The organism is Rhizobium sp. P28RR-XV (assembly GCF_012641385.1).
Lineage (GTDB): Bacteria > Pseudomonadota > Alphaproteobacteria > Rhizobiales > Rhizobiaceae > Rhizobium.
The window spans coordinates 22,633-45,681 of sequence record NZ_JABAIG010000020.1 but is presented as its reverse complement, the minus strand read 5'-3'; the positions used below and the strand labels follow the sequence as shown (position 1 = coordinate 45,681).

26 protein-coding genes, 1 tRNA gene and 2 pseudogenes are annotated in these 23,049 nt (G+C 59.9%); 12 read left to right on the top strand and 17 right to left on the bottom strand.

Annotated elements, in window-relative coordinates; translation table 11 throughout:
* Nucleotides 1-121 precede the first annotated feature (121 nt).
* Nucleotides 122-637: a recombinase family protein gene (locus HGP12_RS30285; protein WP_168843461.1), complete on the top strand. Its 516-nt coding sequence runs from the start codon at nt 122-124 to the stop codon at nt 635-637.
* A gap of 280 nt (nt 638-917) precedes the next feature.
* Here HGP12_RS30285 and HGP12_RS30280 read toward each other — a convergent pair whose 3' ends face one another.
* From HGP12_RS30280 to HGP12_RS30265, 4 genes are read right to left on the bottom strand one after another with little or no spacing between them, the layout of a single operon-like run.
* A complete protein-coding gene (locus HGP12_RS30280; RefSeq protein WP_168843462.1) occupies nt 918-1,133 on the bottom strand; it encodes a hypothetical protein in 216 nt (71 codons plus the stop codon).
* A gap of 28 nt (nt 1,134-1,161) precedes the next feature.
* The gene (locus HGP12_RS30275; protein ID WP_168843463.1) at nt 1,162-1,482 is read right to left on the bottom strand and encodes a hypothetical protein; all 321 of its coding nucleotides are present in this window, start codon (nt 1,480-1,482) and stop codon (nt 1,162-1,164) included.
* A complete protein-coding gene (locus HGP12_RS30270; RefSeq protein ID WP_168843464.1) occupies nt 1,479-1,676 on the bottom strand; it encodes a hypothetical protein in 198 nt (65 codons plus the stop codon). The genes HGP12_RS30275 and HGP12_RS30270 overlap by 4 nt, the downstream gene beginning before the upstream one ends.
* Nucleotides 1,677-1,717: 41 nt before the next feature.
* Complete coding sequence (locus HGP12_RS30265; protein ID WP_168843465.1) at nt 1,718-1,951, bottom strand: hypothetical protein; 234 nt, start codon at nt 1,949-1,951, stop codon at nt 1,718-1,720.
* 178 nt (nt 1,952-2,129) lie between these two features.
* On the opposite strand from HGP12_RS30265, the gene HGP12_RS34955 reads away from it, so the two are divergent.
* Nucleotides 2,130-2,717 (top strand): recombinase family protein, encoded by a 588-nt coding sequence (locus HGP12_RS34955; protein ID WP_168843466.1) that lies wholly within the window; start codon nt 2,130-2,132, stop codon nt 2,715-2,717.
* Between the two features lie 8 nt (nt 2,718-2,725).
* Here the strand turns inward: HGP12_RS34955 and HGP12_RS30255 are convergent, their stop codons facing one another.
* From HGP12_RS30255 to HGP12_RS30225, 7 genes and pseudogenes are all read right to left on the bottom strand, one after another.
* The gene (locus tag HGP12_RS30255) at nt 2,726-3,202 is read right to left on the bottom strand and encodes a GNAT family N-acetyltransferase (protein WP_168880078.1); all 477 of its coding nucleotides are present in this window, start codon (nt 3,200-3,202) and stop codon (nt 2,726-2,728) included.
* Nucleotides 3,202-3,486, bottom strand: coding sequence for a DUF1778 domain-containing protein (locus tag HGP12_RS30250; RefSeq protein WP_168843468.1), 285 nt, complete (start codon nt 3,484-3,486; stop codon nt 3,202-3,204). Before HGP12_RS30250 ends, HGP12_RS30255 begins: the two co-directional genes overlap by 1 nt.
* 52 nt (nt 3,487-3,538) lie before the next feature.
* Nucleotides 3,539-4,177 (bottom strand): hypothetical protein, encoded by a 639-nt coding sequence (locus HGP12_RS30245; RefSeq protein WP_168843469.1) that lies wholly within the window; start codon nt 4,175-4,177, stop codon nt 3,539-3,541.
* Nucleotides 4,178-4,250: 73 nt separating this feature from the next.
* Nucleotides 4,251-4,514, bottom strand: a pseudogene (locus HGP12_RS30240) (zincin-like metallopeptidase domain-containing protein); the annotation flags it as partial.
* Nucleotides 4,515-4,617: 103 nt separating this feature from the next.
* Complete coding sequence (locus HGP12_RS30235; protein WP_168880077.1) at nt 4,618-5,610, bottom strand: tyrosine-type recombinase/integrase; 993 nt, start codon at nt 5,608-5,610, stop codon at nt 4,618-4,620.
* On the bottom strand, nt 5,607-6,545 hold the full coding sequence (locus HGP12_RS30230) for a tyrosine-type recombinase/integrase (RefSeq protein ID WP_168880076.1): 939 nt from the start codon (nt 6,543-6,545) through the stop codon (nt 5,607-5,609). Before HGP12_RS30230 ends, HGP12_RS30235 begins: the two co-directional genes overlap by 4 nt.
* Nucleotides 6,542-7,765, bottom strand: coding sequence for a tyrosine-type recombinase/integrase (locus HGP12_RS30225; protein WP_246703600.1), 1,224 nt, complete (start codon nt 7,763-7,765; stop codon nt 6,542-6,544). The genes HGP12_RS30230 and HGP12_RS30225 overlap by 4 nt, the downstream gene beginning before the upstream one ends.
* A 241-nt stretch (nt 7,766-8,006) precedes the next feature.
* On the opposite strand from HGP12_RS30225, the gene HGP12_RS30220 reads away from it, so the two are divergent.
* The 4 genes and pseudogenes from HGP12_RS30220 to HGP12_RS30205 all read left to right on the top strand — a co-directional run bounded on the left by HGP12_RS30220 (nt 8,007) and on the right by HGP12_RS30205 (nt 10,702).
* Nucleotides 8,007-9,098, top strand: coding sequence for an alkene reductase (locus HGP12_RS30220; RefSeq protein ID WP_168843470.1), 1,092 nt, complete (start codon nt 8,007-8,009; stop codon nt 9,096-9,098).
* A gap of 30 nt (nt 9,099-9,128) precedes the next feature.
* Entirely contained in the window at nt 9,129-9,719 is a 591-nt protein-coding gene (locus HGP12_RS30215; RefSeq protein ID WP_168843471.1) for a TetR/AcrR family transcriptional regulator, read from the top strand.
* Between the two features lie 83 nt (nt 9,720-9,802).
* Nucleotides 9,803-10,090, top strand: a complete 288-nt coding sequence (locus HGP12_RS30210; RefSeq protein WP_168843472.1) for a YciI family protein — start codon at nt 9,803-9,805, stop codon at nt 10,088-10,090.
* Nucleotides 10,091-10,093: 3 nt separating this feature from the next.
* Nucleotides 10,094-10,702 (top strand): annotated as a pseudogene (locus HGP12_RS30205) (DNA-3-methyladenine glycosylase I).
* Here HGP12_RS30205 and HGP12_RS34950 read toward each other — a convergent pair.
* From HGP12_RS34950 to HGP12_RS30190, 3 genes are all read right to left on the bottom strand, one after another.
* Nucleotides 10,653-11,147, bottom strand: coding sequence for a zincin-like metallopeptidase domain-containing protein (locus HGP12_RS34950; RefSeq protein ID WP_409527243.1), 495 nt, complete (start codon nt 11,145-11,147; stop codon nt 10,653-10,655). The pseudogene HGP12_RS30205 and the gene HGP12_RS34950 overlap by 50 nt on opposite strands.
* Before the next feature lie 259 nt (nt 11,148-11,406).
* Nucleotides 11,407-11,482: transfer RNA gene (locus tag HGP12_RS30195), tRNA-Ala, on the bottom strand.
* Between the two features lie 152 nt (nt 11,483-11,634).
* Nucleotides 11,635-12,015 (bottom strand): TIGR02300 family protein, encoded by a 381-nt coding sequence (locus tag HGP12_RS30190; RefSeq protein ID WP_168843474.1) that lies wholly within the window; start codon nt 12,013-12,015, stop codon nt 11,635-11,637.
* Between the two features lie 272 nt (nt 12,016-12,287).
* Here HGP12_RS30190 and aroA point away from each other — a divergent pair, with 272 nt between their 5' ends.
* From aroA to rpsA, 4 genes are all read left to right on the top strand, one after another.
* Nucleotides 12,288-13,643, top strand: coding sequence for a 3-phosphoshikimate 1-carboxyvinyltransferase (gene aroA / locus HGP12_RS30185; RefSeq protein ID WP_168843475.1), 1,356 nt, complete (start codon nt 12,288-12,290; stop codon nt 13,641-13,643).
* Nucleotides 13,644-13,700: 57 nt separating this feature from the next.
* Entirely contained in the window at nt 13,701-13,871 is a 171-nt protein-coding gene (locus tag HGP12_RS30180; RefSeq protein WP_205926733.1) for a hypothetical protein, read from the top strand.
* 29 nt (nt 13,872-13,900) lie between these two features.
* The gene (cmk, locus tag HGP12_RS30175; RefSeq protein ID WP_168843476.1) at nt 13,901-14,533 is read left to right on the top strand and encodes a (d)CMP kinase; all 633 of its coding nucleotides are present in this window, start codon (nt 13,901-13,903) and stop codon (nt 14,531-14,533) included.
* A gap of 182 nt (nt 14,534-14,715) precedes the next feature.
* Nucleotides 14,716-16,419 (top strand): 30S ribosomal protein S1, encoded by a 1,704-nt coding sequence (rpsA, locus tag HGP12_RS30170; protein WP_168843477.1) that lies wholly within the window; start codon nt 14,716-14,718, stop codon nt 16,417-16,419.
* A gap of 102 nt (nt 16,420-16,521) precedes the next feature.
* On the opposite strand, the gene HGP12_RS30165 is transcribed toward rpsA, so the two are convergent.
* From HGP12_RS30165 to HGP12_RS30155, 3 genes are all read right to left on the bottom strand, one after another.
* Nucleotides 16,522-18,207: a hypothetical protein gene (locus HGP12_RS30165; RefSeq protein WP_168880075.1), complete on the bottom strand. Its 1,686-nt coding sequence runs from the start codon at nt 18,205-18,207 to the stop codon at nt 16,522-16,524.
* Nucleotides 18,208-18,440: 233 nt separating this feature from the next.
* Complete coding sequence (locus HGP12_RS30160) at nt 18,441-19,067, bottom strand: ribonuclease D (RefSeq protein ID WP_168843479.1); 627 nt, start codon at nt 19,065-19,067, stop codon at nt 18,441-18,443.
* A 96-nt stretch (nt 19,068-19,163) separates the two neighbouring features.
* A complete protein-coding gene (locus HGP12_RS30155) occupies nt 19,164-19,994 on the bottom strand; it encodes a MerR family transcriptional regulator (RefSeq protein WP_168843480.1) in 831 nt (276 codons plus the stop codon).
* A 222-nt stretch (nt 19,995-20,216) separates the two neighbouring features.
* On the opposite strand from HGP12_RS30155, the gene HGP12_RS30150 reads away from it, so the two are divergent.
* On the top strand, nt 20,217-21,488 hold the full coding sequence (locus HGP12_RS30150) for a 4-aminobutyrate--2-oxoglutarate transaminase (RefSeq protein WP_168843481.1): 1,272 nt from the start codon (nt 20,217-20,219) through the stop codon (nt 21,486-21,488).
* Between the two features lie 72 nt (nt 21,489-21,560).
* A complete protein-coding gene (locus tag HGP12_RS30145) occupies nt 21,561-23,042 on the top strand; it encodes an NAD-dependent succinate-semialdehyde dehydrogenase (RefSeq protein ID WP_168843482.1) in 1,482 nt (493 codons plus the stop codon).
* Nucleotides 23,043-23,049 lie beyond the last annotated feature (7 nt).

Genomic DNA, 23,049 nt, shown 5'->3' with positions numbered 1-23,049 from the left:
ATATGTTATAGAAAATAAGGTTTTGAGGTGGGGCAGACTTGCGGCGTGGGACGCCGATATGCCCGAAGCGATAGGGGACGATTGTGTGAGCCCAAATTATCCCCTAACCCACTGAAAGTGCATGAAAAAGATAGCATACATCCGTGTTTCCACCCCTGATCAGCGCCATGACCGCCAAGTCGAGGGCCTGAAAAACCTCTGTGACGAGCTTCACATCGAAACCCTGTCGGCTTGCAGCGCCCGAAGGCCGGTTTACGACAAGGTGCTGAAACGGCTGAAGTCCGGCGATATGCTGGTGGTGTGGGATCTGGACAGGGCGTTTCGCTCGGTGGTCGATGCGCTGACCGAAGCCGAAAAACTGCGGGCGCGGGGCGTGCATTTCCAGATCGCCAATTTGAGCATCGACACTTCCACGCCGGCGGGGATTTTCGTCTACACCATGCTGTCCGCCTTGGCGGAATTCGAGCGGCGGACGCTGTCCCAACGTACCAAAGAAGGCATGGAAGCCGCCCGCAAGCGCATTGCAGCCAGCGGCAAAAGCACGGCCAGCGTAGCACGGGAGATGGGCGTCAAGCACTGGACACTCAGCCGGTCCCTCAAGCGCCAAGACGCCATGCAGGAACACGTCCTACCATAGCGCCTGATTCCGCCGGAATCATTCAGCCTGTAGGGTTTGGAACGGTTCAAGCTGGAAGTCATGCGGTCGAAAATCTCCGTATCGAGCCCGAACCAGTCGTTATCTACTATTAAGCGATTAGATTCCCCAGCTTAAAATCAAGTCTTGAACGTTTCTTATGGTTGCGGGCAAACTAAACAACTCGCCGCGTTTTAGTGGCAGCGTTTTCCTGGGGGCCGGGCATCTCAAGCCATAGCATCGCCCGGATCTGCTCTTACGAAGAAAAGACAGGTAGCAGGATTTACCGGCGGTAGTGGGCCAGCTCGATCACATTTGAGGCGCTTGCGGCCTTCCATTCCAGATGTACGGCTATGGCCTCTTCCGTCCATAACACCATGCGGCGCAAATACTCGGCCCGCCATGTCCAGTGCGGCACGGTCGCCAGCTCGGCGCGATACTCGTTCAGTTTTTGCCGCTGCCGGAGCGTCCAATTATCTATCATTACGAAAAGACCCATGGGCCACGCTTAAGGCGGTTGCGGCCTGTCATAGTGGAAAGCCGTGACGGGCGATAATATCGCGGTCTCGTGCCCATAATTCCGTTTCCAGATCATCGAACGGTTCGAGCTGCGAGGCCATGCGTCCGAATATCTCGGCATCGAGGGCGAAGCGGTCGCGCTGAAAGGCCGTCAACGCCCTGTCCCGAAGGCCTGCACGTCGATCCGCCGCCAGCTCGCGGAAAAACTCCGGTGTCATGCCGTTTGGCAACGGGTGCAGGATCGGCGCGGGCACGGCGGGCGAGCTGGCCGGAATCCCGATTGATGCGATTGCCGCCATGCCGATCAGGGCCGTAGGTCTGGTAATCATTCGGGTTCCTCGTCTACCTTGAGTTTCACGCGGCAAAGCAGTGTGGCAAGGGCAACCCCGCAAGCATAAACCTGCGCGTCGTAGGTGAGTTGTTGCAGCGGCGTCTTGTCCGGCCAATGATCTTCGGCCAGTTGATTGAACCCTATGATGTTCAATATCAGGGCCTCGACCCGCTCAAACTCGGCGGCGGTCATGACAACCCCCTACCAGATCGCTTCGTCCAAAATTGCCGCCATCAAACATAAAGCAGTCCTTGCCGGACGGCTTTGACCAGTTCGCACTCATAGGAGTATTCGAGACCGCTCGCCAAAATCAGTATTTCGTGCTTGTTCAAATTGCAGCCGTCGCGCTCGTTGATGTACTGCATCGCCTCCATCCAATCGAGGCCGGAGAGGTGCAACATGGCCATATCGAGGGGAATAGCTCCCTTCTTCTTGCGTTTTGTCTTCCGGCGCTTACCTTCTTCCATCGCGAAAATTCTCCGCCTGTCTGCTCGCTGACATAGTACGGCGGATCGGTAAGGCTGTGAATCCTTCGGACAGGACAAATTTTTACACTCTTCAGTGTCCAATCTGCGGCCATTTTTTCTGCCGGAATGCGTCTGTAGTCACTATTGATTCTGCAGCACAGCAAATCATGATTTCCCTATGGGAAAGTGTTTTGTTCTCCGCTTGAACAGGATATGGGGCCGGGCTGTCGGCCTTTCGAACTCGCTATGCGTTGGCTATGCCCGCGTTTCAACCAGGAGGCAAAATCTTGCCCTCCAACTCGAAGCGTTGAGGGGTGCGAACTGCGACACCGTTTATGCCGATAGAGCCAAGGGCACTATCGCAAGGCGGCGTGGATTGGAGAAAGCGATCCGCAAATGTCGGAGCGGAGATCGGTTTGTCGTTTGGCGGCTGGACCGCTTGAGCCGGAAGAGCGTGCATTTGATATCGACGGTGGAATTTTTGACGGAGCGCGGGGTTCATGTCCGCGTGCTGAACGGGCGGGGAACTTCCGCCGATTTCGAGGCTCCCGAGGGCCGGTTCGTGCTCGGCGTTATTGCCAGTTTTACCCAGCTCGAACATGAGGTGATCTCAGTTCGAACTAAGCACGGGGTTCGCCATCGAAGCTCGTCCCCACCTCACGCGTGGGCTCTGCCTTGGAAGCCCGCCAAAGGGTGGCTCCTGAATCAGTTCCGCTTGCCGGCTGAGAGGGACCGGAAGCTTCCGACGACGATAAGCCGGTCCTGACTCAAGCCTTATCGAGCCTTCAACGATAATACCAGGGTCATGGGGTTTGCGGGCGAGGCCGTAAATCCATAATGCTCATAGAAGGCCTTGGCTTCTTCGGAGATGGCGTGAACCAGAAGGCCGCGAATGCCCATGATGTGGGCTGCCTGCCCGGTGCGCAGCACGGCATCCTGCAACAGCGCGGCTCCGATGCCTTTTCCCTGCCAGTTGCGGTCGATGGCCAGACGGCCAAGCACCGCCATGGGAACAGGGTCGGGCATGTTGCGCCGGATTGCCCCCGGCGCATCGGCGACTGCGAGCGCTCCCGATGACAGGCAATAATAACCGACGACGCGCTCGCCCTCACAAACCACATAGGTTCGAGATGCGCCGCTGACCTGATTGGCCCGCGCCCGGCGGCGCAGCCATTCATCGAGGCTGTCGTGGCCGCTATCGAATAGCTGGAGATCGTGCGCTTCGCTAAGAAGCGCCGGTGCTGACAACATTACGGCTGCCAGGGTTTGGGAGCGTTCATCAACCGTTCGAAGCCTTCGCCGCTTGGCGGCTGGTCGAGGACGGCGAGATAATGTTTATAGCTGTCAGGATCGACCTGCACCAATGTCTGATCAAGAAGAGCGTCTTCGGCGGCACGCCGCGAAGCGTCGATCATGAAATCCGAACGGGTTTTCCCGTGGGCCTTGGCGGCACGGTCGATCAGGACGCGAACGTCCTCACGAACCCTCAAATTGACGGCGCGGGTATGGGTATCGGTGGCGTTTTTGCTGGTCATGGCATTTTTTCCTTCAAAGCCAATATAGCATAAACGCATACACAATGTGTATCTATTTCTTGCGATATCGCGGCTCGATAGCCTTAAGCCGCCCTTTAAGCTCCTTCTGGACATGCGCGTCGATAACTTGCGAGGCGAAGATATCCGGCGTCAGTCCGGGGGCCAGTTGGGCCTGCAATCCCATGAAGCTGCGATACCCGGTTTCGGAGAGGAACGGCTTGTTCCAATGGACTGCATGGACGCTGAAATTCATCCAAGGGCTATATTGCGATCCGATGCCGAAAATACCATCCATATCGATCCGCACGTTCATGCCTTGCACTTCGATGATGAAGCTGCCGGTCTGTCCCCAGAGCGGAACGATCCCGTTATCGGCAACGGTCAGCCGTTCCAGCATGCAACCGGGTGCGTCCGGTCCGGCCAAAATGCCGGGCTCGCCGTTGTTCAATCGCAGGGCAAGATCATGCGCCTCTTCGCGAAGCTGCAGGGTCGTTTCAGTATTGCCCGCCAGCATGGCGGCGTGATGCCGTTTGATGATATCGCGATAGACCGGTAGGGCTTCGTCCATCGTGCCGGGCAGATGCGCGAAGCGTTTTTCGAGTGCGGCCTGCCGGTTGACGGTTTCGGCCTCGATCAGAAGGCTGTCGAAACCGAATTGATCCGGGTCGGCGGAAAAGGATTGGCGTTTCATGACCCTGCCCTCCATATGCTACTGCGGATTGGAGGGGTTCGGCATCCTGCTGCTCGGCCTTGCCGCTGAACTGGTGCAAGAAATCCACGGCCCGCTGCGCATGGGCGGCGGCGGTGAAGATGGCCCGCTTGTCGTCCTTCAGCACCTTCAGCCAGTTGCCGATATAGGCGGCATGATCTTCGCGCACTTCCGGCGTGATGGTGAGATCGGCGCAAAGAAACGCCGCGCCAAGCTCGGCAACCAGTTCCTCCGTCGCATAGCCTTCATCGCCCCACCGCTTGCGGCCAAGTTCACGGTCCAGCCTCTTCTTGTGCTTGGTCCAGTGGACGTTATTATGCCGATATCGGCATAACACGCATTATGCCGTAAGCCGGATTATGCCGCATGGCCGATTTTCTACGCGGTGGTAGCTGGTTCGGCCATGCAGCAGTTCGGCATAATCAGAGCGGTTCGAGGAATGCGAGCAACTCGTCGCTGGGGCGATACCGCCCCGGATGCGTTTCCGGTCGGGCGACTTGCGAGAGCGCCTTTTCCTTCAACCGCATATCGGCGTGGATATAGATCTGAGTTGTTTCCACGGATTCGTGTCCGAGCCATAGTGCGATCACGGATTGGTCTACGCCGTGATGGAGCAGTTCCATCGCTGTGCTGTGCCGCAGCGTGTGCGGCGTAACACGTTTGCCTGCGAGGCTTGGGCTGGCGCGCGATGCCGCGAGGCAGTGCTTGCGCACAAGATGTTCCAGCGCATCACGGCTGAGCCGCTCGCCCTGAATCGAAGGGAACAAGGGACTGTAGCTGTCATGACGCTCACCAATCCAGCCCTGAATCAGTTTTGCCGTATCGCGACGAAGAGGCGTGCTGCGTTCTTTTCGCCCCTTGCCGACGCACCGGATATGAGCCCCGACACCAAGGACCACGTCCTTGCAGCGCAGATTGATCAGTTCGGACGCCCGCAACCCGGTCTGAAGCGCAAGCAGCAGCAGGGCGTGATCACGCCGTCCCACCCAGGTTGTTCGATCCGGCGCAGCCAGCAGCGCTGCTATTTCCTCGGCGTCGAGGAACGTCACGCTTCGCTTCACGTACCGCTTGCTTGGCATCGAGAGAATGCGCTGGCTATGGAGGAGCCAGGTCGGGTCGGTCATCGCGACATAGCGGAAGAATGAGCGGATGGCAGCCAGGCGCGTATTGCGGGTCCGTGCCGTGTTACCGCGCGCCGTTTCCACATGGGTCAGGAAGTCGGCGACAAGATCGGCGTCAAGATCTTCGATCGTCAGCTTCGTGGGCGGCTTTCCACACCGTGAACTCGCGTAGCGGATCAGCAGCCGGAATGTGTCCCGGTAGCTGGCGATGGTGTGGTGGCTTGCCTCCATCTGTGTGCAAAGCCGATCAGTGAAGAAGCGCTGGATCAGTGCCGGGAAGCTTGTTGCTTTCATTGCCTCCCCTCCGCCGCACATGTCATCCGGGCGGAAGCCAATTCCAACAATTCCGGGACCGCCTCCAGATACCAATAGGTATTGGCCGGGCTCGCGTGCCCGAGCCAGGTTGTGAGTTTGATCATCTCGCGGCCCACATCTTGGTCGGATCGATACCAGTTCAGCATCGTCCGGACCGCGAAGGTGTGGCGAAGGTCATGGATGCGCGGCCCACGCCCATGGCGCCCGTGAACCTGTGTCGGCCTCAGGCCAATCTGCTGACAGACCAGCGCGAAGTTATAGCGCGCGCCGCATTCGCCAAGACGATGCCCCTCGCACGTGACGAATAGGGCTTGCGATCTGCGCCCCAATAGCCGGTCCCGCTCCCGCCCATAGCTTTCCAGTTGTTGCACCACGGTTGGATCCAGGGGCAATACTCGTTCCTTGCCGAGTTTGCCGTACCGAACACGAAGGACGCCAGATTCGACATCGAGATCAGCGTGGTCGAGACGCAGGGCTTCGTTGATCCGAAGACCAGTCACGGCGATCAGGCCGAAGAGCGTCGAGCAGGTCAGGCCGCGTATGCCGTAGACGGATGGCAACGTTCGGGCATGCTCGATAATCGCAATGATTTCAGCGTCGCTGTAAATGTGTGGATGCTTTCGTTGAACACGACCAGGCACCAACCCTTGGGGCGGGACCTCGTGCCGTGGATCCATACCATGCAACCACGCGGCAAACTGGCGAGCTACCCGGAAGCGAGCCCCCCGTGTTCCGGCGCCGGCGGAGGGGAGACTCTCGAGCCAGCGCATGACCAATCTTGTGTCGACGTACTCCGCGCCATCGTTGTCGGCAAAGACGGCGAAGCGGCGCAATATCCGTTCGTCTGTACTCAGATCGGCGCCCAGCCGCCTTCTCACACTCAGGTAGCGGTGATGTTCGGCAAGGAAGCTCATCGTGCTGCCTCCACGACCGGCCAAGGCTGGGCAATGGAGCGAAGGCCATCCGTGTCAAGCTTCGCATAGATCATCGTCGTTGCGCGCGATCGATGCCGCAGAAGATCGCCGATCTCCTCCAGCGAAGCGCCGGATCGAACCATGTGCGTCGCCAGGCTGTGGCGCAGAACATGCGATCCGACATACGGTGTCGGCGGCTTCACGCCCGTCGCCGCGAACGCTTCCCTCAAAATCATATTGATGATCTGGCTGTCCTTGAACGGGCGGTTCGGCGCCCGATGGGTCACGAACAACGTGCGGGTTGTCGTCGATGTTCGCTCCTCGCGTAAATATCTGCTGATCGCTTCGCCGACATCTGAGGGAATTGGCAGCCGATCATGACGTTGCCCTTTTCCGCGAACCAGTAGCTCGCCGGAACGCCAGTCGACGTCATCGAGCTGGATCGCCATGACCTCGGGCGCGCGCAGGCCAAGCCTGGCCATCAATAGCAACATGGCGTGGTCGCGCGCGCCTCGCCGCGGATTGGTTCCCACCGATGCCAGCACAGTCTCCACTTCATCGGGGGACAGATATCGTGGAAGTCTGGCGCCCCAGGGTTTGCGCACCCTGGGCACGCAGAGCGAGAGGTTTGTGGTGGTGAGCCCCTGGGCGAACAGATACTGGAATAAACTGCGGAGGTGCGTGGATAACGTCTTGTCGCGGTATGGGGTCTTGCGTGCGATGACATGCTCCATGAACGCCACGACATCGCGCGCGCTCAGCACTGTGAGATCGAGCAGTTGGTCTCCGAAGCGGTGATCGAGAAAGCGGGCTGCGAACCCCAGCACATGATCGACGGAACGAGGGCTTAGGCCGCGTTGCCCCAGAAGATAGGATTCAAAGTTGGCCAGCAATTGCTGGCGTTCGGCTTTGGCAGGCGTCAAGGCTGGTCGTGTGGCCACTCCGATTTCAATAAGATGCGCGACGAACAGCCTGGCAAGATTGGGGATCTTGATCTGGCTTTTCGGCGTGGTCGGCAACCGACATCCCAACTCGACAGCAAGGTCCGGCGTCAATGCCGACGGTGCAATGCCCTCGGCCTCCAGCAAATTAGCGAAGCGCCGTAACAGATGGCGATAATGCTTCAGCGTTGCCGTTTTGTAGTTCTTGGATGCGAGACTTGCCTCAAAGGACGCTAAGTAAGGATCGAGGCAGGTAAACTGATCGCATGTGTCCATCATTGTGCTCCTGGTTGGTGGAGCAACAATTTTCCCGTCAAACCTCTAATTTAACTCGATACCGGCCTTTGCTGACCTGGCCGATATACACGACAGACGGCAGGCTCATGCTGGTTGGCGACGGCCGGACTGTCTTCCTCGGCACATTTCAGCGGGGAAGAGATATGAGCGTTGACAGATTAGGACAATTGACCTAATCGTTGCGCTAGGACAGTTGACCTAATTCGATTTGAGGGAAGAATTAATGGCCGCAGATCTCTTCAGTGCCTTTCAGCTTAATGACTTGACGCTTTCCAGCCGCATGGTCATGGCGCCGATGACGCGCAATCGTGCCGATGGCAGTGGCAACGTGACGCCGATGATGGTTACGCACTACCAGCAGCGAGCCACGGCTGGACTGATCATCTCGGAGTCTACCCCTGTTTCTGCAGAAGCCGTCGGTTATCCCTACACTCCTGGTCTTTTCGCCGATACGCATGTGACCAGCTGGCTCCGACTGACCAACGCGGTGCACTCCTCCGGGGGCCGCATTTTCGTGCAACTGCAACACTGCGGTCGGATTTCCCATCCGAGCCTCCAACCGGAAGAGGCCGTCCCAGTCGCGCCGTCGCCGGTTCGTCCATCCGGCAGGGCAATTACATATGCCGGGATGCAGGATTTTGTGACACCGCGCGAACTCATGCTCGAGGAAATTCCAGGCCTCGTCGCTCAGTTTCGACATGCCGCGGAGTTGGCAAAGCGTGCGGGATTCGATGGAATCGAGATTCACGGAGCGAACGGATACCTGATCGACCAGTTCCTGCGTGATGGCAGCAACCGGCGAGGTGACGCCTATGGCGGCAGTGTCGGCAATCGTATGCGACTGCTGAATGAGATTCTCGACGCCGTCAGTGAGGTTTGGCCCGCAAGGAGGATTGGTGTGCGTCTGACACCAGAGAACAGCTTTAACGCCATGGTGGATTCCGACCCGCAAGCTCACTTCGAGTACATTATCCGGGAGCTTGGCACTCGGGGCCTTGCGTATGTCCACGTGCTTCAGGGGGACATGTCAAAAAGATCGTCCGCGGTTGACTATCGGGCTCTGCGGTCGTGTTTCGCTGGCACATACATCGCGAACAACGGCTATGACTTGGACCTTGCAAAACAGACAATCGCAAATGGCGATGCCGATCTCGTGGCATTCGGCCTGCCCTTCCTCGCCAACCCTGACCTCGTAAGGCGTTATCGGCAGGGGTTACCGTTGAATACGGCTGATCCGGCGACTTTCTATGGCGGGGACGACGCCGGATATACTGACTATCCGTTCTTCACGGGCGAAGAGGCCTCCGCTGCCTAAGGCATCCGAAGACCAACAGGAGGCACTACGATGGCAAATCGAGCGACACGCGAGGAGATTGTCGGCGTAGCGGACGATCTGTTCTACCGCAGGGGATTTGAGCACACATCCTTTGCAGACATCGCCGAGCTCGTGAAGATATCACGCGGCAATTTCTATCACCATTTCAAGACGAAGGACGACATTCTCGAAGCGGTAATCCAGAAACGCCTGGCTGATCGCAATGCGATGTTGGAGCGATGGGAGATAGAGGGCAAGACACCGGTAGAGCGGATCTCCAGCTTTATCGATATCCTCATCGTGAATGGGGATAAGATCAAACTGTATGGATGCCCGATCGGAACCTTAACGAGCGAGCTTGCGAAGTTGAACCACGCAGCTCGGGCAGACGCCGGCGGATTGTTCATGCTGTTCCGGACGTGGCTTCGCCGTCAGTTCGTCGCACTCGGCCGAGAAGCAGATGCGGATGTGCTTGCCATGCATCTTCTCTCCCGAAGCCAGGGCGCCGCGACCCTTTTCAATGCCTTCCAGGATCAAGACTTCGTTCAGCGCGAGGTTGATCAGATGAAGGACTGGTTGAAGGATATCGCGGCCGAGGGCTTCAAAACTGACCGGGGATAAGCTGCCTCGAACAAAACCGGCGACGCGTCATAGCGCGGCGAGGCCTTTCTCATTCCATCACAGCTCAAAAAACGGGACAGATCATGTTTATCGTATTTCTCAGATTTTCGGACAACAAGACGCAGGCCGCCCAATTCCTTGAGGGACACAATGCCTGGATCAAAAGAGGCTTCGACAGCGGGACTTTTCTTCTTGTAGGCAGCCTCCAGCCGAACGCGGGCGGGACACTCCTCGCCCACAATATTGATCGGAAAAGCCTTGAGGCGTTGGTTCAGGAGGATCCTTTCGTAGCAGAGCGTGTGGTCAGCGCCGAGATCCACGAAGTGACGCCGGGCCGCGTTGATGAACGGCTTATTTTCCTGAAAGGGTAATCGATGAGCGGAACTGTCCTGGGTCATGACGGGCGGCCGCGCTGCCGCTGGTGCGCGGCCGCACCGGAGTTTCTTCATTACCATGACGCCGAGTGGGGCTTTCCGGTCTCCGACGATTTTCGTCTTTTCGAAAAGCTCTGCCTCGAAGGCTTTCAGTCGGGTTTGAGTTGACGAACGATCCTCGCTAAGCGCGAGAACTTCAGGTCTGCCTTTTGGGCCTTCGATTTCAACCGCATCGCACTATTCAACGACGTCGACATCGAACGACTCTTGAGGGACGAGGGAATTGTACGCCATCGTGGCAAAATCAATGCGGTCATCAACAATGCGAAGCGTGCGCAAGAGCTCGTCAAGGCGGAGGGCTCTTTCGCCACCTACATCTGGCGCTTCGAGCCGCGACGGGAAGATTGCGCCAAACCGCAGACTGCATCGACTTCCGCAGCTTCAATTGCGCTATCGAAAGATTTGAAAAGGCGTGGGTGGTCCTTCGTGGGGCCAACCACCGTCTACGCTTTCATGCAGGCGATGGGGCTCATCAATGACCACGTCTGGGAATGCGAGATCAGGGCTTCGGTCGAAGAAGCGAGAGCGGAATTCCAGCGCCCAGTGTAGCCAACGGAAAGCAAACCGGGTTCTTACCGCTTGTAGCAATTATGCCGACCATCGAGGCGTAGTTGGTGTTCAATTCCAATGCCGTTCTTATCAGATTCGGCATAATCCGGCTTACGGCATAATGAATTTGTTCATGCGCCAGCGTGGCGTAGTAGCTTTCGGCGTCCTTAAAAGCCTCGAAGGGCGGGAGCTGAATCCGATCATCGCTCTGGCTGTAAAACGCCCGGTTGCCGCCGTGGCGGATGTCTGCGCCGGTCGCGGCAAAGAAGATGTCCGCGCCGTCAATTCGCTGTACCGGATCGAGAACCGGCACGGACGGCACCGTGTATTGCTCCGGCAGACCCTCTATCTGCTCGACATTGAACACGGTGTAGCCCTTCATATAGGGAATATCGCGCTCGATCTCCACGCCGCCTATGAGACTCAAATCAAAAAATTGGAACAAGAAAAGCGGGTTCTGACAAAGCGGACGACGAATTTCACTAAGCCGGCGGCCGGATTCAAAGAAACTTATCGAACCGCGATGGAATTCTTGGTAAGCCCTTGTAAACTATGGGCTTCCGAGCATCTTCGGGACAAAAGACTGGTGCTTCGGTTAGCGTTTTCAGGAAGGTTGCCCTATCTCCGAAATGAGGGCTATCGAACCGCAGAAAGTAGCTTGCCTTTCAAGGCGTTCGCATTGATTTCAGGCGGTAGAAAAGGATTGGTGGAGCTAAGCGGGATCGAACCGCTGACCTCTTGCATGCCATGCAAGCGCTCTCCCAGCTGAGCTATAGCCCCATCAAGGTGGTGCCGTTTGACCGGCCCTGGGTCCCTTCCGAGCACTTCGCCCGTCGGGGTGGCGGCTTATTACTTCTGGTTTTTGCAGATAGCAAGCCGAAAAATTCGGCCCGGGAAATTTTTCTTAGTTACCGGGCCGACTGTCTTTGAAATCAGACGTCGTCTTCGTCGCCGGTGACGCCGATAATGTCGCTCATATCGTCATCGTCTTCATCTTCGTCGGCTTCGAGGAAGGTATCGTCGTCATCGTCGCCGATTTCGACATCGTCATCGCCTATATCCGGAATATCGTCGCCGCTTGCCGCTTCGTCGGCATCCTCGAGCGACACCAGTTCGACTTCGGTGTTTTCGGTATCGACTTCGGCCACTTCCTCTTCTTCTGGAACTTCCTTCGAAGCGGAGGTTTCCTCGAAGAAGGACAAGGGCCAGGATTTGCCGGTATAGGGCGAGATCACCGGATCCCGGTTCAAGTCATAGAACTTCTTGCCGGTATCGGGGTCGGTACGTTTTGTTCCAAGTTCCGCTTTCGCCACTGTCAAAGCCTCATGAATGGCCGAATGAAAATTCGGCAATGCCGGGGAAGCCGGCGTTTTAAGGGAAATATCAGCCGGTCCCCTTAATCGTTGCGGCCGTTTCTGTCAAAGCTAAACTTCATGCCGCTTCGCACGCGGTTTCACACATTGCGGGATGACGGGGCGGCGCGCCTGTGCTAACCAGCCAATGTGAACCGCAGAACATCTGGCCAAGGACGATAGCAGCCAGCACAGAATGCGTAGGGAATATCGGCATCGCAAAGGAATTGCCCATGCCGCATGACACTCTCCCGCGTCCAGCTGTGGCACGCCGCTCGGCCGGTCTCTTTGGTACGATCCGCATTCCCGGCGACAAATCAATTTCCCATCGCTCCCTGATGTTCGGCGGCCTTGCTTCGGGCGAGACCCACATCACCGGCCTGCTCGAAGGCGAGGATGTCCTTAATACCGGCAGGGTCATGCAGGCGCTCGGCGCCGCGATCCGCAGGGACGGCGACGCATGGATCGTCAGCGGCACCGGCAATGGCGCGCTGCTGGCACCGCAGACGCCGCTCGATTTCGGCAATGCCGGCACCGGATCCCGCCTGACCATGGGCCTGGTCGGCTCCTACGATTTTAAGACCACCTTCGTCGGCGATGCTTCGCTTTCGAAGCGGCCGATGGGGCGCATTCTCGATCCGTTGCGCCGGATGGGAACGCAGGTCAGCGCCGCCGCCGGCGACCGGCTGCCCGTCACGCTGCATGGGCCACGCGTAGCGAGCCCCCTCACCTATCACGTGCCGATGGCCTCGGCACAGGTCAAATCCGCCGTGCTTCTGGCGGGTCTCAACGCGCCCGGCATCACGACCGTCATCGAGCCGGTCATGACCCGCGACCATACGGAAAGGATGCTCGTCGGCTTCGGCGCATCACTTGCAGTCGAAACCGACGCCGCCGGGATCCGCACCATCCGCCTCGAGGGCCAGGGCAGGCTCGCGGGCCAGACGATCGACGTTCCCGGCGATCCCTCGTCCGCCGCCTTCCCGCTGGTGGCGGCCTTGATCGTGCCCGGCTCCGACATCACCATCTGCAATGTGCTGATGAACCCGACGCGTACCGGCCTCATTCTGACGCTGCAGGAGATGGGCGCGGATATCGAGGTCATCGATCGGCGCGTGACGGGCGGCGAGGATGTTGCAGACCTGCGCGTGCGCTCCGGCGCGCTCAAGGGCGTTACGGTGCCGGCCGAACGCGCGCCGTCGATGATCGACGAATATCCCGTGCTCGCGGTCGCGGCCGCCTTTGCCGATGGCACGACGATCATGCAGGGGCTGGAGGAGCTCCGGGTGAAGGAATCCGACCGGCTCTCGGCCGTCGCCGAAGGATTGAAGCTCAACGGCGTCGAGTGCAGCGAAGGCAGGGATTCACTGACGGTTCAAGGCAGGCCTGATGGCAAGGGCCTGGGCAGGTCCAGCGCAGGCGCGGTCAAGACCCATCTCGATCATCGCATCGCCATGAGTTTCCTCGTGATGGGGCTTGCCAGCGAGCATCCGGTTTCGGTCGACGATTCCGCCATGATCCCCACCAGCTTTCCCGATTTTTTTGCTATGATGACAGGATTGGGCGCGACGATCGAAGCCGGGGGCTAATGGACCTGCGCTGCCCAGGGCAGTGGAAGATGCGCCGCCGGACTTCATCGCAGCCCGATGGAAGGCGTTATCGGCATTGAAATCGATATCGAGACGATTGACGGCAAATGGAAGGTGAGCCAGAACCGGCCGCTGGCTGACCGACGGGGCGTGGCCGAAGACCTCGGAGCGCTCGATCGTACGGAGGCGGCGGAAGCGGCCGAAGCGGTGCGTCGCTACAGCAAATAACGAGAGACCGCGTAGGGACGGAAGAAGACATGATCATCGCCATCGACGGGCCTGCGGCCGCCGGCAAGGGAACCCTGGCGCGCCGGATCGCCGAGACTTATGGTTTTCATCATCTCGATACCGGTCTCACCTACCGCGCGGCCGCCAAGGCTCTGCTCGATGCCGGATTGCCGCTCGACGACGAAGCCATTGCCGAGGCGATGGCGCGCAAAGTCGATCTGGGCGGGCTAGATCGGACCATTCTGTCCAGGCACGAGATCGGCGAGGCTGCCTCGAAGATCGCCGTCATGCCGGCCGTCCGCCGGGCTCTGGTGGAGGCTCAGCGCCGTTTTGCCGGGAAGACGCCGGGTGCCGTACTCGACGGCCGCGACATCGGCACCGTCGTCTGCCCGGACGCGCCGGTGAAGCTCTATGTGACGGCGTCCGTCGCGGTCCGCGCAAGGCGGCGCTACGAGGAGATCGTCGAAGCCGGTGGCAGCGCCGATTACGACGCCATATTCGAGGATGTAAAACGGCGCGACGAACGCGACATGGGCCGCACCGACAGCCCGCTGAAGCCGGCTGAAGACGCATACTTGCTAGATACCTCAGAAATGAGTATAGAAGCGGCGTTTCAGAAGGCAAAGTCGATCGTCGACACCGCTCTGAGCCGAAATGCCTGAAAATATGAGCGGCTTTCGCGCGCCCGGCGCCCGGAACCGCCGATTTCAAATAGCCTGACATTCCGTCCAAGCGCCGGATAGCTTTCCTGGAAGGGAAGGCGGACTGGGGTCAGGCCCATTTAACGCGAACCACCGGCGCGTCAGTGTCCAGATTGCATGATCAGGACACGCCAGGAGATTTTATGTCTGTAACTTCCCCCTCTCGCGAAGATTTCGCGGCCCTTCTCGAAGAATCCTTCGCCAAGAACGATCTGGCTGAAGGCTATGTCACCAAGGGCATCGTCACCGGCATCGAAAAGGATGTCGCGGTCGTTGACGTCGGCCTCAAGGTCGAAGGCCGTATCGCACTGAAGGAATTCGGTGCGCGCGCCAAGGACGGCACGCTCAAGGTTGGCGATGAAGTCGAAGTCTACGTCGAGCGCATCGAAAACGCGCTTGGCGAAGCTGTTCTCTCGCGCGAAAAGGCTCGCCGCGAAGAAAGCTGGATCAAGCTCGAAGCCAAGTTCGAAGCTGGCGAGCGCGTCGAAGGCGTCATCTTCAACCAGGTCAAGGGCGGCTTCACCGTCGATCTCGACGGCGCTATCGCCTTCCTGCCGCGTTCGCAGGTCGACATCCGTCCGATCCGCGACGTGACCCCGCTGATGCACAACCCGCAGCCCTTCGAAATCCTCAAGATGGACAAGCGCCGCGGCAACATTGTCGTTTCGCGCCGTACGGTTCTGGAAGAGTCCCGTGCCGAGCAGCGTTCTGAAATCGTTCAGAACCTCGAAGAAGGCCAGGTTGTTGACGGCGTCGTCAAGAACATCACCGATTACGGTGCGTTCGTTGACCTCGGCGGCATCGACGGCCTGCTGCACGTCACCGACATGGCATGGCGCCGTGTGAACCATCCGTCGGAAATCCTGTCCATCGGCCAGCAGGTCAAGGTACAGATCATCCGCATCAACCAGGAAACCCACCGTATCTCGCTCGGCATGAAGCAGCTCGAAAGCGATCCGTGGGATGGCATCCAGGCCAAGTATCCGGAAGGCAAGAAGATCTCCGGTACCGTCACGAACATCACCGACTACGGTGCGTTCGTCGAGCTGGAGCCGGGCATCGAAGGCCTCATCCACATCTCGGAAATGTCCTGGACCAAGAAGAACGTTCACCCCGGCAAGATCCTGTCCACGAGCCAGGAAGTCGAAGTCGTCGTTCTCGAAGTCGATCCGACCAAGCGTCGTATCTCGCTCGGCCTGAAGCAGACGCTGGAAAATCCGTGGGCAGCATTCGCCCGCAACCATCCGGCTGGCACCGAAGTCGAAGGCGAAGTCAAGAACAAGACCGAATTCGGCCTGTTCATCGGCCTCGACGGCGATGTGGACGGCATGGTGCACCTCTCCGACCTCGACTGGAACCGTCCGGGCGAGCAGGTCATCGAAGAGTACAACAAGGGTGACGTCGTCAAGGCCGTCGTTCTCGACGTCGACGTCGAGAAGGAACGTATCTCGCTCGGCATCAAGCAGCTCGGCAAGGACGCAGTCGGCGAAGCAGCCGCTTCCGGCGACCTGCGCAAGAATGCAGTCGTTTCCTGCGAAGTCCTCGCAGTCAACGACGGCGGCATCGAAGTGAAGCTCGTCAACCACGAAGACATGACCTCGTTCATCCGCCGCGCCGATCTGTCGCGTGACCGTGACGAGCAGCGCCCCGAGCGTTTCTCCGTCGGTCAGGTTGTCGACGCACGCGTCACCAACTTCTCCAAGAAGGACCGCAAGATCATGCTGTCCATCAAGGCTCTGGAAATCGCAGAAGAGAAGGAAGCCGTCGCTCAGTTCGGTTCTTCCGACTCGGGCGCTTCGCTCGGCGACATCCTGGGTGCGGCTCTGAAGAACCGCAACGCCGAATAATCTTCGGTAGAAGCCTGGAAACAAAAGACCCGCCGGAGCGATCCGGCGGGTCTTTCTTTGTCGGTTTAGCCGCGCCTATGCCACCGGCCGTTTCGAGGCAGCCTATTCCCAGGCCACCATGCGGCGGTAGAAATCGAAAGCGTGGTCGTGCAAGGGATCACGCAACGGCTGCGGCAAGGCAAGCTGTTCCGGCCCGGCCTCGTCAAGGGGAGGAGAGATAAGCCCTGCGTCCGCTTCGTCGGAAGCCTCTTCAGCCGCCTTCGGCGCCGGTTCTTCCGCTTGAGCTTCGTCTTTATCCTGCTGCTGGGCGGCCTCTTCGTCTTGAGCGTCTCCGCCCTCTTCATCGTCAACCGGATCGACGCGATCGAGCAGCTTCGATTGGCTGTTCTTGACGGGGACGTCGGCCGGCAGATAGTTCGCCACGACAAAGGGAACGCCAAGCGGCAGAGGCGTGGACATTCCCGCCTGCTCCGCGGTCTCATACATTGCCATCGACGCTGTCACCGACGACTGTGGCCTGCCGGAAAGTACCATGGCGGTGGCGAGCGCCTCGGGTTGGTCCGGCAACGATGCGGGGACGGCCAATGCCGATGCCGGGCTTCTGGCATTTGCATCGATGGACGGCGGTTGTGATGGCGCTTGCGTCGCCATATTGGCCGTCAGAGCCTGCGCGATGATCTTCTCGACGGAAGAGGCGGGATTGCTGATGATCTGCTGCAGGTCAGAAGCGGTTGCCATCGCGGGCGGACTGATGACAACCTGCAGCCCCTCTTTGATATCGGCTTGAATCTGCTGGATATCGCGCGGCGCCGGCGGCGGTGTCAGCGGCGATCTGATCAACGCGATTTCCGTCGGAAGGTCGGCTTCGTCAGCGATCGCGCCCAGCAATATTCCCACAGCCAGATCATCGACAAGAGAGGCAAGCTGGGAAGCCGGGGGCGGACCTGCGGCAACGCCGCCGCCAACGACCGCGGCTTGCGGGGCGGCCGCCGCTGGGCTTTGTGCGACCGGCTGGGACGGGGCCGGCTGGGCAGCTACCGATGCGGATTGAGTGGGAACATCCGGTTGGGGCGTCTGCAGCGGCAGGGTCGCAGGCTGGGCTGCGGATGACATTGGCACGGATACCGGCTGAGCAGCCATGGATGTGGAGGTGGAGGTTGGCGTGATCTTGGAAGGCAACGGCTCTTCTGCGGCGGCCGCAAGAGCCGTTGCCAGAGTGGCCAGATCGGTCGCTCGCTGCAGCGGGGTTGAGGCCGGTACCTGCGGGACTGAGGCTTCCATCTTGCCGGCATTCTGGCCGTAGGAATCGACGACGGCCTTCAGCACGGCGTCGGGTTCGGCGGCTGACGCCTGCTCCAGGCTGAGAGCCAGCTGGACCGCCTGCGGGGTTTCCGGGTTTTCCAGTGCCTCGGCCAGAAGCGGCAGCGGCACCCGCATGTTCGTCTGCGTATCCATTCGCTGCTGGGCGACGACGAGCTGCTGTGGCGTCAGGCTGCGGATGGCAGCGGCGACGCGCTGCGCATAGGCGGCATTGTTCTCGCCCGGTTCACGTGAAACATTCACCACCTGGCTGGCCGCGTCGATGGCGGATAGCAGGCTATCGAGCATCCGCTCGCGGGCCGCAACCAAGAGCATGTTCAGCTTGCCCTCGACGCTGGCGTTGATCGTATTCGATAGAACGGCCAGCGGTGTCGCCGCGGTCTGGAGCCCGGAGATCTCCGCTGTCGCAACGATCGGCTTTTCAATAGACGCACCCACGGCGGACACGGCAGCTACGGGAAGCAACATGACATGCTCCTTTGTCTGGCAAGGCGACGATGGAAGCGGGAGGCAGGTTCAATCAGGGTCCGCTCATGCGGCCGGTGGGTCTTCGAGCGCCGGATAACCGGAAGAGCGAAACGCGAACGCGTCGGGCTGGAAGCCACGTGGAAAGATAGCAGCCCGCTTCTTAACAGATTGCTAAATAAAAAGGCCAACTTTCGCGGCACTGGCCTGTGGATTTCTCCCGCCGAACGAGCCGATCAGCTATGCGCGAAGATATCCGCCTCTTCCCAGCCGAGAAGATCGAGCTTGGCGCGCGTCGGAAGGAAGGCAAAGCAATCATCCGCATAGTCCATGCGGCCGTCGCGCAGGAGGCGCTCCGTCAGCTTGGCGCGAAGCGCATGGAGATAGAGCACGTCCGAGGCGGCATATTCGAGCTGCGCCGGCGAGAGCGTGTCCGCCGCCCAGTCGGACGACTGCTGCGCCTTGGAGATATCGACATCGAGCATCTCCTTGAGATTGTCCTTCAGGCCATGGCGATCCGTATAGGTGCGGCAGAGGCGCGAGGCGATCTTGGTGCAGAAGACCGGCGTCGTGGTGACGCCGAACGTATGGAACAGGACTGCGATGTCGAACCGGCCGTAGTGAAAGATCTTCTGGTGTGTCGGGTCGGCGAGCATGGCGACGAGATTGGGCGCTTGCTTCTGGCCAGCGGCGATACGGATGACATCGGCAGTGCCATCGCCCGGCGAAAGCTGCACGAGGCAAAGCCGGTCGCGGCGCGGAACGAGGCCGAGGGTTTCGGTGTCGATGGCAATGGCGCCGGTGTAGCGGGCGGCATCCTCAGTGGAAATATCACCTTCGTGATAGCGGATGGTGGCAGCCATGAAATTCTCCCGGCCCTGTCTTTCAGAGTTCGCTTTTCGTCCGTTCTATAGAACAGACAGGGCGATAACGATACCGGATAACGATACGAGCGCCGCTCAAAATGTCGGCGGCGTGTTGATCCAGAGCAAAATGGTCTCGCCATCGTGCCGATTGCGCCAGGAATGATAGCGACGGCTTTCGAAATAAAGGGAATCGCCGGGCAGGAGATCGAAAAACTGGTCGCTATCGAGCACCAGCTCCAGACGCCCGGTAAGGACATGGATGAACTCCTCGCCATCGTGGCGATAGGCGCCTTCGCTCGCGGCACCCGGCGCAAGCACGAAGCGATGGCAATCCATCATCGTCCTTCCCTCGGCAAGCAGTTGGACGGTGACGCCGGGAGTCGTCTCCGGCCAGGCACGCCATTCGCCGGACCGGATGAGCGCAGGAATGTCCTCGCGCTCTTCGCCCGACAGGCGCGACACCGTCGTGCTATAGTATTCCGCCAGATCATGGAGCGTCTTGAAGCTGACGCCCTGTGAGGTGCGCTCCAGGGTGGACAGCGTCGAGGACGTCATGCCCATATCGGCGGCGACCTGCTCCAGGGTTTTCCCTGCCGCATGGCGCAGCGAGCGAAGCCGGCGGCCGAGATCCGAGGATGCTGATTGTTCGCCATTCTCAACGCTCGGCGCATTCCCCTCCTCCGTCTCCAGCGCCTCACGGATAGCCGCCGGATTGAGGCCGCGCTCGGCGCGAAACCACGAAATGCGCTTCAGCCGCGCCACGTCCTCGGGGCTATACTGGCGGTGCCCGGTCTCGGAGCGGGAGGGCACGACCAGGCCCTGGCTTTCCCAGAGCCGCAGGGTGGAGGCCGATACGCCGGCAAGACGCGCCGCTTCCGCCACCTTATAGCGCACGGGGTAGCGCTCTGGCTCGATGCTGCTCATTTGCCAATATCCCTGATCTCTTGTCTTTCGATCCGTCTAGCATGGATGAAGCGCTTTATCGCACCTTAAAAACTGCACGGCGCTTCATGCCGGCCTTTGGCGCCTTCTTCACAGCCGTACAAAATCCCGCTTGAAATCTTGCAGGAAAAATGTAGGAGTTTTGTAAATAAGTTGCAGAACTTCTGCAAGATAATTCGAAATTGCTTTCTGGGAGCAACTGCCATGACCTTGACCGAGCGGAAGAATGCCGCCATTTCCCGCGGCGTCGGCATGACGACGCAGATCTATGCCGATCGCGCCGAAAATGCCGAGATCTGGGACAAGGAGGGGCATCGCTATATCGATTTTGCCTCCGGCATCGCCGTGGTGAATACCGGCCATCGGCACCCCCGCGTCGTTGCCGCCGTCAAGGAGCAGCTCGATCGCTTCACCCATACCTGCCACCAGGTCGTGCCCTATGAGAGCTATGTGCATCTGGCCGAGCGGCTAAACGCGATCGTTCCCGGCGATTTCGCCAAGAAGACGATCTTCGTGACGACGGGTGCGGAAGCGGTCGAGAATGCCGTCAAGATCGCCCGTGCCGCCACAGGCCGCTCCGCCATCATCGCCTTTGGCGGCGGCTTCCACGGCCGTACCTTCATGGGCATGGCGCTGACCGGCAAGGTCGCGCCCTACAAGGTCGGCTTCGGCCCGATGCCGGGCGATGTCTTCCATGCGCCCTTCCCCGTGCCGCTGCATGGCGTCAGCGTCGAACAATCGCTGGCGGCGTTGAAGAAACTTTTTGCCGCCGATGTCGATCCGCAGCGCGTGGCCGCCATCATCCTCGAACCCGTACAAGGCGAAGGCGGCTTCTATCCGGCGCCATCAGCCTTCATGAAGGCGCTGCGCGAGATCTGCGATCAGCACGGCATTCTCCTTGTCGCCGACGAGGTGCAGACCGGCTTTGCGCGCACCGGCAAGATGTTTGCGATGGACCACCATGAGGTCGCGGCCGATCTCGTCACCATGGCGAAGAGCCTCGCCGGCGGCTTCCCGCTCGCCGCCGTCACCGGCCGCGCCGAAGTCATGGACGCACCGGGACCTGGCGGCCTTGGCGGCACCTATGGCGGCAATCCGCTTGGGGTCGCCGCTGCCCATGCCGTGCTCGACGTCATCGCCGACGAGGGCCTGTGCGACCGGGCCAACCAGCTCGGCGCGCGCCTGAAGCAGCGGCTGGAATCGCTGCGCGACAAGGTGCCTGAAATCGTCGACATTCGCGGCCCAGGCTTCATGAACGCCGTGGAATTCAACGACGTGACGACCAAGCTGCCGAGTGCCGACTTCGCCAACAAGGTGCGGCTGATCGCGCTCGACAAGGGCCTGATCCTTTTGACCTGCGGCGTCCACGGTAATGTCATCCGCTTTCTGTCGCCGATCACCATTCAGGACGGCGTGTTTAGCGAGGCGCTCGACATTCTCGAGGCATCGTTGCTGGAGGCAAGTGCCTCCCATTAACGGACGCGATCCACCTATTTCCCTTTATCCGCCCGTGCGGCCTGCCGGGCGAAACCTGTCGGAGTGCAGACGATGTCGTTTACAACAGCAATGACCAAGCACGTTCCCTTCTCCTCGCGCCTCCTGCGCGCCGCCGGCTATATTAACGGCGCCTGGACGGCCGGTGGGGCGACGAAGACCTTCGATGTCATCAATCCCGCGACCGGTGAAGTGCTCGCCTCGCTGCCGGATATGGGCGCTGCCGAAACGACGGCCGCAATCGATGCCGCCTACATCGCCCAAGTCGCCTGGGCCGCCCGCCCGGCCAAGGAACGTGCCGCGACCTTACGCAAATGGTTCGACCTCATGGTCGCCAATGCCGATGAGCTGGCGGCGATCCTGACGGCCGAGATGGGCAAGCCGCTGCCGGAAGCCAAGGGCGAAATCCTCTACGCCGCCTCCTATGTCGAATGGTATGCGGAGGAGGCGAAGCGCATCTACGGCGAAACCATTCCCGCACCGTCGAATGATAAGCGCATGATCGTCATCAAGCAGCCGGTCGGCGTCGTCGGCACCATCACGCCCTGGAACTTCCCGGCGGCCATGATCGCCCGCAAGATCGCGCCGGCACTTGCCGTCGGCTGCACCGTCGTCTCGAAACCCGCCGAGCAGACACCACTGACGGCGATTGCGCTGGCCGTTCTTGCCGAAGAGGCGGGCGTTCCAGCCGGCGTTCTCAACATCATCGTCGGCATCGACGGGCCAGCGATCGGCCGCGAGCTTTGCGGCAATCCGAAGGTGCGCAAGATCAGCTTTACCGGCTCGACGGAGGTCGGCCGTATTCTGATGCGCCAGTGTGCCGACCAGATCAAGAAGGTCAGCCTCGAGCTCGGCGGCAATGCGCCCTTCATCGTCTTCGACGACGCCGATCTCGACGCCGCCGTCGAAGGGGCAATGGTTTCGAAATACCGCAATGCCGGCCAGACCTGCGTCTGCGCCAACCGCATCTATGTCCAGTCCAACGTTTATGATGCCTTCGCCGCCAAACTCGCCGCCAAAGTGGGCGAACTTTCGGTGGGTGACGGCTTCAAGCCGGGGGTATCCGTCGGGCCGCTGATCGACGAACAGGGTGTCGCCAAGGCCGAAGACCATGTTCGGGATGCCGTATCGAAGGGTGCCCGCGTCGTCCTCGGCGGCAAGCGTATCGAAGGTGCCGGCACCTTCTTTTCCCCGACCATCCTGACCGGCGTCGACCGGAGCATGAAGGTGGCACGCGAGGAGACGTTCGGCCCGGTGGCACCGCTTTTCCGCTTCGAAACCGTCGAGGACGTAATTGCACAGGCGAACGACACCGAATTCGGCCTCGCGGCCTATTTCTTCGCCGGCGACCTCAAGAAGGTCTGGCGCGTCGCCGAAGCGCTGGAATACGGCATGGTCGGCATCAATACCGGCCTAATGTCGACGGAGACGGCGCCATTTGGCGGCATCAAGCAATCCGGCCTCGGTCGCGAAGGTTCGCGCCACGGTGCCGACGACTATCTGGAAATGAAATATCTCTGCATCGGCAATCTGTAGCCGGCAA